Here is a 12,451-nt window from a genome sequence, read left to right as displayed (position 1 = left end):
CGATCTAAAACATTGCTGAAATGAGCAGGGGAATTGTATCCTCTGCTCATTTTTTTTGTACAGAGCCTCTATAACTTTAAAATGGATAATGAAGGAAGGGATATGTTTGACTTTTATATTCAGATTAAAGAAATCACGAACTAAAATTACCTCATAATGTTAGAAAAGACGAAAAATATATTTTTTAGTTAAGAGGGGGATTGGAATGAAATATACACCTACGATCCGCTCGACGATAGAGACCGAACTCAAGCAGAGAGGCTATACATTTAGCAGCTTCAGTAAAATATCTGGAATTAACCGTGGTACATTTAGCACCATGCTGAACAGTAATCCACCCAAGCCGATCTCGGTTCGGCAGATGGACCTGATTACCAAGGCATTGGGGTATCCCGAAGGCTGGTTGTATGAGTTATACATAGATGAATGTTTTTACGAGGGGAAAGGGCACTGGAAACGGATCAAGCCTTTTTTACTGCGTTGTGTGGAGTTGGGGAGGAAGGAGTGTATTCAAAAGGTATTGTCGAGACTAACAGAAGACTTGTCCTATGTGCCGACGATATTTGAGCTTGCAGAAGAACTACACGAAGCAGGCAAGGAAAATGAATCTTTCCTTTTTACGAGTGTGTGATCGAAAATGAAAAATATCGTTATTCGGAGCGGTTGGCCATAAGCCAATACAAAAGATTTAAAGCATATACAATGTCTGACCTGGAAAAAAGCCTTGAGTTAGTATTAGAATTTATACCTTATCGTAATTTGCTTCCTGAGCGTTATCAGCTGGAGGCGATTCATAAAATCACAAATATATATTTTTACTTACACAAGTGGGATGAGGTAGAAAAGTACGTCCATGAACTAAAGAAACTAGCTTATGTAATCTATAGAAATCAGCAAATAACGAAGGAAAAAAGAAGAACAACTACACGGTTGCGTGCAGAGAGAAATTTGGTATTTTACTATGGCTACGGCTTCCTTTCTGTCTCAACAGCTTTGCAAAAGAAAGGACTCATTAAGGAGGCGAGGGCAGAGCTTGAAGGCTATGCTGATCTAAGTTGGTTTAAAGGACTTGATTCAGAAGGTGAAGCTGATGTGGAGCAATTTCGTGTGTGGGCTAAAGCCAACTCTTATACTCTAGATTTACTCTTAGGCAAGAGAGATATACTTCCGGCGTATATAACTTTCCTTGAAAATCACCCTGAAGAAATTCATTCTGGACTTGTAACTATACTTGAAACTGCTAATAAATATGATTTCGATGTAGACTCTATTATTGATAAGTATTCTGAGCAAATTAAGAGATTACAGGAATCTGATGATGTTAAACAATTGACCTATTATTATTGTTACATGTATCAGCTTGCCATTTACCATAACAGACGTGGAAGAATACTAAAAGGGCAAGAGGATACACTCAGTTATCTTTCATTATCCCAGCAGAGGAATTGGTTTAAGCCTCCAATTTCGATTGAGATTCTTCAAGATCATATGCAGTCAGATTAGGCCAACCTTCGAGGTTGGTTTTTTTATTGATAAATTTGTAAAAAAAGAAATGATATGTTTATTTCGTTGCTGGTTGTAGCACATCAAGAATTATAATTTCTTTAGGACTAGGAGAAAGGAGGATAGGGTTAAGATAAATAACCGTCTGGGGGATGAACTTCACTGAGTTTGAAAAAAATATCTTGAATTGGAGGAATTATCTATGAAGAAGAATAAATTAATTGTAACTGCTTTATCTCTTAGTTTGCTAGGGGCTGTTGTCGCGCCGAGTGCAATTTTTGCAAGTTCAAATGTAAATGACTCTTTTCAAGAACAATCCCAAACTCAAATTGTAACCTTACAACATCTCGATACGGCAACATTGCAAAAAAACCTGGAAGCAGCTCAGGGACTGGAAAAATATATTAAACCGGGTGCGGACGGTCTGCTTTACATTGACGAAGCTGGTAAGGATGTTGTCTCTAAAGAAGCCTACGAATATATTGCTAGTGGTGTTCAGATCATCAATGAATCTCTAAAAAGTGGACAAACCAAATTAGATGTTGAGAACCAAACGATCGTTCCGTCTGGACAAGCACCTATTCAAACGCAAAACATAATCACACCTAATGCTTCCTCGAACACGTATTGGTGGGGAGTAGCAATTACAATGTCACAAAGCGAAACCAAACAACTATCCTATGTGTTGAAACAACAGTCTAAAGGATATTTGACTGTATCAGGTCTGGCTGCTGCAATAGGTGGTATTATGGGACCTAATCCGATACCTTGGGGTGCAAGCGCCGCAGCTGCGTTAGTTTCTTTAGGAACTGATTTAGTCGCTTCGAGTTTGGATAACTATAACGGTTCACGAGGTACTACGCTGAATCTGCATTGGTTGCCAGCTGCTTATTATACGGTTAATTCCAACTGAAATTTGAATTAGATACCTTACTTTTACTATAATATTGTATATAATGTAAAAGAAGGGGTAGGTGAGATTATGGACCCAATTTTTTATGTCACTGCTTTTCTGATGTTTTATGCTCTTTTGGGCTTTGTTGCTGTTCTGTTCATATTTAAGCGTTCAAAGCAGCCAGCACGAAGAAGTGCTCAGTTCGTTGTCGGTCTCATTGGATTGGTGGCATTGTATGCGATTGTCAAGGCTTTTAACAATGCCGGCAGCTCCGATTCATATCATTATTTTGCCATAATGACTTTTGTGATTGTTTCAGCAACAGCATCCAAATATCTCAGAAGAAAAAGTAGTTAGCTCCATACGCGCTCCTGGGAAAGATTAATTTCCCTAGGGGCGTTTTATTTTGTTTTCTAGGAACCGTACTCTACCATTTCCTTTTTATCTCCTGCTTCTACTGGAATTTAGGGTACAAGGAATTGAAATGAGTATATAAACGAAAATAACCTTTTTATGGATAAAATAAATGAAAAATAATTAAATACAGGACATCATAAACCGCTAAAATTATATATTCGTGTACTAGTTGAAGAATATAAACGTTTGTACTTCATTCTATGCCATACGATTCGTTAAATAAAGACTTCTGTCTAAGGCATCATAAATTAAAGTGGATATATAGACCAATTATTTCACTATTTACGTAATTTTGTACTCAAATGAATTTCCTATAAGGTGGATTTTACATATAAAGCACCACTTACGATATGTCTAAAACTTATTGAGGGGGATTGAAATGGAACATACACCTACGATCCGCTCGACGATAGAAACCGAACTAAAGCAAAGGGGATATACATTTAGCAGCTTTAGTAAAATATCTGGTATTAACCGTGGTACATTCAGTACCATGCTGAACAGTAACCCACCCAAGCCGATCTCCGTACGGCAGATGGACCTAATTACCAAGGCATTGGGGTATCCCGAAGGTTGGCTGTATGGGTTATACATAGATGAATGCTTTTACGAAGGAAAAGGACACTGGAAACGGATTAAACCTTTTTTATTGCGTTGTGTTGATTTAGGAAGGAAGGATTGTATTCAAAAGGTATTGTCAAGATTAACTGAGGACTTGTCCTATGTGTCGACGGTATTTGAGTTTGCAGAAGAACTGCATGAAGGTGGGAAGGAAAACGAATCTGCCCCTTTTTACGAGTGTGTGATAGAAAACGAAAGATATTACCACTCGGAGCGGTTGGCTATTAGTCAATACAGATTGTTTCGCGTACAAATAGGTACCAATGCAGAAGAAAATTTAAAACTAACTATTTTATTTTCTCCTTTTCTAGATCGTTTACCTGTAGCTTATCAGTTGGATGCTTTATTGCAAATGGCTAATATTTATTCTTCTTTGCACAAGTGGAGTCAAACCATTTTTTGTAGCCAGAGATTGCTGGAACTCACAAAACGTATATACGAATATAGAGTAGCTCAAGATAATATAAATCATGAAGATCTAGAGCCATATTGCAGCGAACGATCATTAGTAGTGTATTATGGACAAGCGTTATTGATGCAAGCATTCTCATTACAAAAGCAAGAATTCTATCAGGAAGCTAAAAAAATTGTTTCGAGGTACGCAGATTTAAGTTGGTTCAAAGGCTTGGATGAGGTTGGCCAAAGAGAAGTTGAGAAATTAAAAATGTATGCAACAGCTAATGGATATGTACTGGATTTATTAATGGGGGATAAAAGAAATTTAGAAAAGTATGTTTTATTACTGGAAGAGAATGAGAAAGAGATATTACCAGGGATTCTCACTTTATTAGAGGTGGCTAATAAGCAATCTTTTAATATAGACAATATATTAAAGCGTTTTAGTGGTTACATTCAAAAGTTCTCTGAAAATGAGGATGCATTATATATGGATGATTATTGCAATTTTACTTTACAACTAGCCCTCTATCAATTTAATTTTAACGATTATACGGCTGGAATAGACACGATTCTTAAAAATATAAAACTGGCTTTATCAGTAAATGATCCAAGTGTATTTGCACAATCTATTATATTGTTTGAGAAATATAAAAATTTTGCTACAAAGTGTCAGTATAATGAACTTACAACTCATAAAGAGGAATTTGGGAAGGACTTTAATTTTGCGTTTCAAGCCAACGATCAAGGAATATGAAGTTGATTTTGAGCTAACAGTATTATTTGAAATGAGGTGTTAACATGAAACATACACCTACGATCCGCTCAAAGATAGAGACCGAACTCAAGCAGAGAGGCTATACATTTAGCAGCTTCAGTAAAATTTCCGGTATTAACCGTGGTACATTCAGTACCATGCTGAACAGTAATCCGCCTAAGCCCATCTCCGTTCGGCAGATGGACTTGATTACCAAGGCATTAGAATATCCCGAAGGTTGGCTGTATGAGTTGTACATAGATGAATGCTTTTACGAGGGAAAAGGGCACTGGAAACGGATCAAGCCTTTTTTATTGCGCTGTGTGGAGTTAGAGAGGAAGGACTGTATTCAAAAGGTATTGTCGGGACTAACGGAAGACTTGTCCTATGTGTCGACAGTATTTGAGTTTGCAGAAGAACTGCATAAAGATGGGAAGGAAAACGAATCGGTCCCTTTTTACGAGTGTGTGATAGAGAACGAAAGATATTACCACTCGGAGCGGCTGGCTATTAGTCAGTATAGGCTGTTTTGCTGCTCTTTGAATAAAGATCTGGAGAATAATCGTCAACAAGCTATAAAATTTGCTCCGTTTCGAAAGAATCTTCCTGATAATCTCCAATTAGATGCCTTATTGAAATTGGCTAATGCCTATTTTCAACTTGATGATTGTGGGACGGTTATCCAGTATGCTGAAGAACTAAGAATACTAGCTACGAATATCTATCAACAGCAGCTCGGAGAAAAATTGAAGAGTCGTGAAGTTAAGCCACTAAACACAGAAAGACATCTAATCGTGTATTATGGTCAATCCTTTTTATTAAAAGGAAATGCCTATGAGAAACAAGGGTTATATCAAAAGGCCCTCGATTTTATTCCTTATTATGCAGATTTAACTGGTTTTGAAGGGCTGGATGATATAGGAAGAATAGAGGCAGAAAAATTTAAAATGTGGGCGAAAGCAAACAAGTTAAATCTGGAAATCCTAATGGGGGAAACGGAAAGTTTACCAGCCTATGTTGAGCTTCTTAGAAATAATCCGCCGGAGATATTACACGGGCTATTGACTATTGTTGAGTCAGCTAATGCTCACAATTATCCAATAGATGAAATCTTAACTCTCTTTGCTGAAAAAATTGATAAATTCAAAGAATTAAATACCAATATTTCTTACTATCATACAAATTATAATCTGATTACTTATTCTCGTTTTTTTCTTGAGCTTAGTCGCTATTATTTCAATACAGGAGCTTATTTAAAAGCCATGGATGCTATGTTGAAAAGCTTCAAAGCATCTTCTCAATTGAATGATAAAGTCTACTATATCAAGTCTATTACATTATTATTTGAGAAGTATAAAGATCATTCCACGAGCGGACAACGGGAGGAATATGAAAAATTGCTTGAAGAAGTGCAGTATAATGCAAGCCAGATGATTCCTTAAACTACAGTAAGGCTATGTCCTTTTTACTTATTAAGTAGAAAAGAGTAGCCTAATATATGCTAAATGAGGACAGTATTAAACTTAACCCATAGGAACCTGTTGAATCGGATGCTTCTGCTAACTTTTCTTATGTAATACCACGTAATTTTCGGAATTAACGGATTTTCGTTCCTAATAGCTTCGTTGTCTCACATTCTAGTAGTATGAAAGAAGATAAGATAGATTATTTCTGAAAAAATTTGACCTTTAGCACTGCTGTGAGGACTTTTATACACATTAAATTCCATAATATATTGAAATGGTGTAGAATAAAGGGTTGACCACTATCCAATTTATTCATATAATTTCTAGTATATTGTAATTGATTGTCGAGGAGGGTGATTTTTAAAATCATCTGAATATGCCGGGGGTGTTTTTATTGGAAAATGCAACCACTATTCGTTCGGAAATTGAGAAAGAATTAAAACTTGGTGGCTATACTTTTAATAGTTTTGGACAAGCTACGGGGCTTAATCGGGGCATTTTTAGTGCAATGCTTAACGGGAATCCGCCTAAGCCTATCTCCGTACGACAAATGGACTTGATCACTAAAGCGCTTAATTATCACGAAGACTGGTTGTATGACCTGTATGTGGATGAATGTTTTTATGATGGAAGACCACATTGGAAAAGAGTTAAGCCGTTCCTTATACGCTGTGTTGAAGTAGGAAACCTGCAATGCGTGGAGAAAGTGCTCTCGCGCTTAATGGAGGATCTTAATCACATCCCGACAATCTTTGCTTTGGCAGAGGAGCTATATGATGGGGGAAAGCTACAGGAGGCAATTCCTTTCTATGAGTGTGTAATTGAAAATGAAAAGTACCAACATTCTGAGAGATTAGCAATTAGTCATTATAAATTGTTTGTAGCCTCAATAGGTCAAGATTTAGAGAGGAACTTGGAAGCGGTTTTAAGATTCATCCCCTACCGTAATAGACTTCCTGAAAATTATCATTTGGATGCTTTGCTGAAATTGGCTAATATCTACTTTAGTCTTCACCAATGGAAAGAGGTAGAAAGGTATGCTGACGAGCTACGGAACCTAGCAACAACAGTATATAAGAATGAAATTCAAAAACGAAAAAATATAAATAAGTATAGACAATTAGAGACTGAAAGACCACTTGTTGTTTACTATGGACAAGGTTATTTGCTTAAGGGAAATGCTTTGGAACTGCAAGGAATGTATGAAAAAGCAATGGAATATATTAATGGCTATGCGGATTTAGGCTGGTTTGAAGGACTAGACGAACTAGGTTTAGAAGAAGTTGAACTACTTAAATTATGGGCAGAAGCAAACAAACTTAACTTAAGGGTTTTAATGGGTGAAAAGGGAAGTTTACTTTCGTATGTTAATTTTCTTAAGAGAAACCCCCTTGAAGTATTGCCTGGTTTGCTTACTATTGTTGAGTCTGCTATTAAACATAAATTTAGTATTGATGCCATACTTTCAGAATTTTCAGAGGAAATTAGAGTTTTTAATGATAGTTTCTTTTTGGATAGTGGATATTATCAGCTAGCACCAACTGTGGACAGATATGCTGATTTACATTATAAACTATCAATTTACTATTTCGGCAGTAAAAGGATAAATCAAGGTCTTGATTCTATTTTAGAAAGTCTGAAATTTTATAAAATTATTAATAATAAAACAAAGTTTGTGGAATGTGTTGCTTTGTTCGAAAGGTTCAGAAAAGACGCCACATCTCAGCATAGAAAAGATTATGAATTTATAATGGAGGAGATATTAAATGATGAAAAGATTAACGATGTTCTCCTTGTTGGCGCTAAGTCTAATTAGTTTTGTTAGTTTTGAAAAATCGATCAATGCTAATGTGGATATATTTGGACATGGAAACGGGAACTATAGCACTTATGGACATGGAAATGGACATTAGAGAATTAGAAATTATAGTTCTAAGCCAATTCCTTTGGATTGGCTTTTTTGATGTATTCCGTTAAAGGGATGAAATGGGTTTTATTATATTTTTAACCTGTGGGGAAGGTATCAGCCTGTAAACTAATGTAAATACCACACCGAACAGGAGGTTTATTGATGTGAAATGGCAACAATTGGAGGAGTGCATCGAAGAAAAGCGAAAAGAATTAAATGATTTGGCGAAAGAGGTGGGATTGAAGGATCGACGGGTGTTGACCAAGTCTATGGAGTTGGATCGGCTCCTTAATAAGTACAGTGATTGGAAATATAGCTATCGTAGACAACAGAGCGTACCCCAAAGTTCACAGATCCAAGAGAAGCAACACGAGCTCGTCCTATCTTATTAACATCAAGCATCATAACAAGATAAAACCTAACTTCACCTTGGCTTCTATACATAGTGAGATATAGCATAAACAAAATAATCTCTATTACATCTCGTACGCCGCCCTTATCCACGTTGTTCGTACAGTTTATTGTTCTGCGTCTACATCAGAGCGGAAGCCATGTAACATGAGGATACAGCTCAAAAAAACCTCCCCATTCACGTTATGGCGTGACTCGGGAGGTTTTTGGGTTTTACTGCTGGAGCTGACGCAGCACAGTGATTTCGACACGGCGGTTTTTTTGTCGCCCTGCTTCGGTGCTATTGTCACCAACCGGACGGGTATCTGCATAACCCGCATACTGGAATCCTGATGGGGATAACTGCTCTCGGTCGATAAAGAACCGGAGTACAGACAGTGCCCGAGCGCCGGAAAGCTCCCAGTTGTCCTTGTAGGTCGATAAGTTAGAGGAACGCGTGAATGGAATGTTGTCCGTATGCCCCTCAATACTAATCGGTGTTTTCAAATCTCGAAATAGACTGGCTAATTTGGATAACGTGTTTGCAGAACCCTGCTTGAGTGCCGCTCTGCCTTGGTCGAATAGAAAGCGGTCATTCAGCGTAATGACAATGCCACGTGGTTGATCGGATACGAAAATCTGGTTTTGTAGCTTGTTGTCTGTAATATATTCCTGGATGACTCCCATTAGGTTTTGCAGTTCTTTTTCCTGCTTGCGAAAAGCTTGTTCACGCTCGGTGAGCTTGGTTGATCCCGCTTCTTTTTTATCAGAGGCCGGTTGCTTGGTCGCGGGTGGATTCTTGCTGGTGTAACGATCGGCAGTCCCCGTAATGCCCGAGCCTTGCTCCAAAATAGAATCTCCCTTGTGGAACGTATCCTGAAGGGATTGAACAACGACGTCGTATTTCTTAGCATCCAGACTGCTCATGGCATACATCACGACGAAGAAAATGAGCAGCAGGGTGATCAGATCGGCATAAGTAATCATCCACCGATCCCGTTGGTCTCCGCCGCCACCTTGACGCCCACGGCGCTTAGCGCGCGCTCTCATGGAAGTCCTCCTTTGGAGTAGCGCTCTCTGTACGTGAGCGACGAGGCGGTTTGCGATCTATATTTTGCTCTGAGCGGATAAAGAACTCCAACTTCTTGCGTACAAGCTTAGGGTTCTCTCCGTTTTGAATAGCCAGAATACCTTGCAGCAGCAAATCCATTGTGATAATTTCACTTTCACTGGCTGCTCTTATTTTGGACGCGATGGGCAGAAAGATCAGATTGGCGCTAGCAACGCCGTATAAAGTTGCGATAAAAGCCACAGCAATCGACGGCCCGAGCGCAGTAGGTTCGGTTAAGCTGCCTAGTACATGGATCAGACCCATGACCGTACCGATAATCCCCATCGTAGGGGCATAGCCGCCTGCCGATTCAAATATTTTGGCGTACCCCTCATGTTTGTGCCCAATAGCATCTAACTCTAGTTCTAAAATTTGTTTGATCTGTTCCTGTTCAGTGCCGTCAATAACGAGTTGAAGACCTTCCCGCAAAAATGCATTCGGATGCTCCGATGATATACGTTCTAACGCAAGCACACCGGATCGGCGGGAGGTGGCGGCCATGGAAACCAAATCTTCTATATATTGTTCCGTAGGATTGTCCTCACGACTAAAAGCCATCCGCAGAGCGGTGGGTATAGTCTTCAGCTTGGAGGCAGGGTAACTGATCACAACTGCGGCGAAAGTTCCGCCAAATACAATCAGAGCGGATGTGCCTTGAAGCAGCCCTGTGAATTCGCCGCCTTCCCATAAGAAGCCACCGATTAATGCTATGATTCCGGCGATGATGCCCAATACGATAATGATATCCAAAATTTAATTCACTCCTATTCAAGACTTATCGTTTGCATCCACGGTAAGAAAGAGGTATAATACGGGAACAAACATTCTTATTCAACCATATTTCCCAAGTATCATTGCTCGGGAAATATCGACATAGAATTACAGGCAAAGACGTTAAAGCTCGATTGGTGTAAAAACATGATGTTTCCATTTTAGACGATAAGGGTGATGCAGGGCAATGAGTGATATCGTTGTTAGCGATAAGACTTTTGAAATTCAGTCGGAATTCCAACCTCAAGGCGATCAGCCCCAGGCCATTTTTGAATTGGTAGAGGGAATTGCAGAAGGAAAGAAGCATCAAACTCTATTGGGTGCTACGGGAACAGGTAAGACGTATACCATCGCTCAGACTATTGCCAAGCTGAATCGGCCTACGCTGGTTATTGCACATAACAAGACTTTGGCTGCTCAACTGGCAAGTGAGTTTAAAGAATTCTTTCCCAACAACTCAGTCGATTATTTTGTCAGCTACTATGATTACTACCAACCGGAAGCGTACATCCCTTCTTCCGATACGTATATTGAGAAGGATTCCAGCATCAATGAGGAGATTGATAAACTTCGCCACTCAGCCACAAGCTCTCTGTTTGAGCGTCGTGACGTTATTATTGTAGCGAGTGTCTCTTGCATTTATGGTTTGGGTTCCCCGAAAGAATATTCAAGCTTGCTGCTCTCGCTTAGAGTCGGCATGGAGAAACCCCGCAATCAGATTTTGTCCCGCTTGGTCGATATTCAATATCAGCGGAACGATATCAACTTCGTGCGGGGTACTTTCCGTGTACGAGGGGATGTTGTTGAAATATTCCCGGCTTCCCATGGAGAAAACGCGATACGCGTAGAACTGTTCGGAGATGAAATTGAACGGATTACCGAAATTAATGTGCTTACAGGTGAATTGATCGGTGAACGTGAGCATATCGCCATTTTCCCGGCATCTCACTTCGTTACTCATGAGGATACGATGAGGGTAGCACTGGTCAACATCGAACGTGAACTGGAAGAGCGCTTAGCAGAGCTGAAGGAGCAAGGGAAGCTGTTAGAGGCGCAACGTTTGGAGCAACGTACCCGCTATGATATCGAGATGATGAGAGAGGTTGGCTTTTGTTCCGGTGTCGAAAACTACTCGGGTCCACTGACATTCCGCGAGCGTGGAGCAACACCATATACACTGTTGGATTATTTTCCAGATGATATGCTGATCGTCATCGACGAATCTCATGTTACATTGCCGCAGATTCGTGCGATGTATAACGGGGACCAGGCGCGTAAAAATGTTCTCGTTGAACATGGTTTTCGTTTGCCATCTGCCTTGGATAACCGGCCGCTGAAGTTCGAAGAGTTCGAGGACAAAGTGAATCAAATTATCTATGTATCGGCTACTCCAGGCCCGTATGAGATGGAAAAATGCGATACGATGGTGCAGCAGATTATCCGTCCTACCGGTCTCCTTGATCCTATAATTGAGGTGCGTCCAAGCAAAGGTCAGATTGACGATCTCATTAATGAAATACGGCAGCGCATAGAACGTGAAGAACGGGTACTGGTCACCACACTCACGAAGAAAATGGCTGAAGATTTGACAGACTACTTAAAAGAAGTGGGCATCAAGGTTCGGTATATGCACTCCGAGATTAAGACTTTGGAACGGATGGCCATTTTGCGGGATCTTCGTCTGGGAACCTTCGATGTGCTGATCGGGATCAACTTGTTGCGGGAAGGTCTCGATTTGCCGGAAGTATCGCTGGTTGCGATTTTGGATGCGGACAAAGAAGGCTTCCTGCGTTCTGAGCGCTCTCTGATTCAGACGATCGGACGGGCAGCGCGGAATAGTGACGGACGTGTTATTATGTATGGCGATAAGATTACCGATTCTATGGATAAAGCGATTAAGGAAACGGAACGTCGCCGTGCGATTCAAATTCAATACAATGAAGAGCATGGGATTACCCCGCAAACCATCCGTAAAAAGATACGTGATGTCATTGAAGCAACCAAGACGGCAGAGTCCAAGAATGATTACCTTCCTAATGAGACGGGTAAACTTTCCAAGAAGGAGCGTCAATCCCTCATTCAGCGCCTAGAAGCAGAAATGAAGGATGCGGCCAAGAATCTACAGTTCGAACGGGCCGCCGAGTTGCGTGATGCTTTGCTGGAATTGCGGGCTGATTAAACATTGGGAATAAGCTAGAAGCACAACATATTGATA

At 39.9% G+C, this 12,451-nt stretch carries 11 protein-coding genes; 9 read left to right on the top strand and 2 right to left on the bottom strand.

Translation table 11 applies throughout. The features are described from left to right. The first annotated feature begins 205 nt into the window (after positions 1–205). From MKX36_RS25435 to MKX36_RS22440, 8 genes are all read left to right on the top strand, one after another. Positions 206–631: a helix-turn-helix domain-containing protein gene (locus MKX36_RS25435; RefSeq protein ID WP_435530525.1), complete on the top strand. Its 426-nt coding sequence runs from the start codon at positions 206–208 to the stop codon at positions 629–631. Then, the gene (locus tag MKX36_RS22470) at positions 628–1,503 is read left to right on the top strand and encodes a DNA-binding protein (protein ID WP_435530535.1); all 876 of its coding nucleotides are present in this window, start codon (positions 628–630) and stop codon (positions 1,501–1,503) included. Before MKX36_RS25435 ends, MKX36_RS22470 begins: the two co-directional genes overlap by 4 nt. Before the next feature lie 202 nt (positions 1,504–1,705). Next, on the top strand, positions 1,706–2,416 hold the full coding sequence (locus MKX36_RS22465; protein ID WP_152560618.1) for a hypothetical protein: 711 nt from the start codon (positions 1,706–1,708) through the stop codon (positions 2,414–2,416). 69 nt (positions 2,417–2,485) lie between these two features. Further along, positions 2,486–2,755, top strand: coding sequence for a hypothetical protein (locus tag MKX36_RS22460; RefSeq protein ID WP_031462333.1), 270 nt, complete (start codon positions 2,486–2,488; stop codon positions 2,753–2,755). Positions 2,756–3,194: 439 nt separating this feature from the next. Further along, positions 3,195–4,589, top strand: a complete 1,395-nt coding sequence (locus MKX36_RS22455) for a helix-turn-helix domain-containing protein (RefSeq protein WP_290409836.1) — start codon at positions 3,195–3,197, stop codon at positions 4,587–4,589. A 44-nt stretch (positions 4,590–4,633) separates the two neighbouring features. Further along, positions 4,634–6,031, top strand: a complete 1,398-nt coding sequence (locus MKX36_RS22450) for a helix-turn-helix domain-containing protein (protein ID WP_340865726.1) — start codon at positions 4,634–4,636, stop codon at positions 6,029–6,031. Positions 6,032–6,449: 418 nt separating this feature from the next. Further along, entirely contained in the window at positions 6,450–7,871 is a 1,422-nt protein-coding gene (locus tag MKX36_RS22445) for a DNA-binding protein (protein WP_031462331.1), read from the top strand. Between the two features lie 257 nt (positions 7,872–8,128). Continuing rightward, positions 8,129–8,356 carry an aspartyl-phosphate phosphatase Spo0E family protein gene (locus MKX36_RS22440; RefSeq protein ID WP_016822961.1) on the top strand — a complete coding sequence of 76 codons (228 nt, stop codon included), beginning with the start codon at positions 8,129–8,131 and terminating at the stop codon, positions 8,354–8,356. A gap of 232 nt (positions 8,357–8,588) precedes the next feature. Here the strand turns inward: MKX36_RS22440 and MKX36_RS22435 are convergent, their stop codons facing one another. Further along, entirely contained in the window at positions 8,589–9,404 is an 816-nt protein-coding gene (locus MKX36_RS22435) for a flagellar motor protein MotB (RefSeq protein ID WP_290409838.1), read from the bottom strand. Then, the gene (locus MKX36_RS22430) at positions 9,388–10,215 is read right to left on the bottom strand and encodes a flagellar motor protein (protein WP_340865722.1); all 828 of its coding nucleotides are present in this window, start codon (positions 10,213–10,215) and stop codon (positions 9,388–9,390) included. The genes MKX36_RS22435 and MKX36_RS22430 overlap by 17 nt, the downstream gene beginning before the upstream one ends. A 208-nt stretch (positions 10,216–10,423) precedes the next feature. Between MKX36_RS22430 and uvrB the strand changes: the two genes are divergently transcribed. Next, a complete protein-coding gene (uvrB, locus tag MKX36_RS22425; protein ID WP_013373322.1) occupies positions 10,424–12,415 on the top strand; it encodes an excinuclease ABC subunit UvrB in 1,992 nt (663 codons plus the stop codon). Positions 12,416–12,451 lie beyond the last annotated feature (36 nt).

The organism is Paenibacillus sp. FSL W8-0439 (assembly GCF_038008995.1).
Lineage (GTDB): Bacteria > Bacillota > Bacilli > Paenibacillales > Paenibacillaceae > Paenibacillus > Paenibacillus polymyxa.
This window is presented reverse-complemented; position numbering and strand designations above follow the sequence as displayed.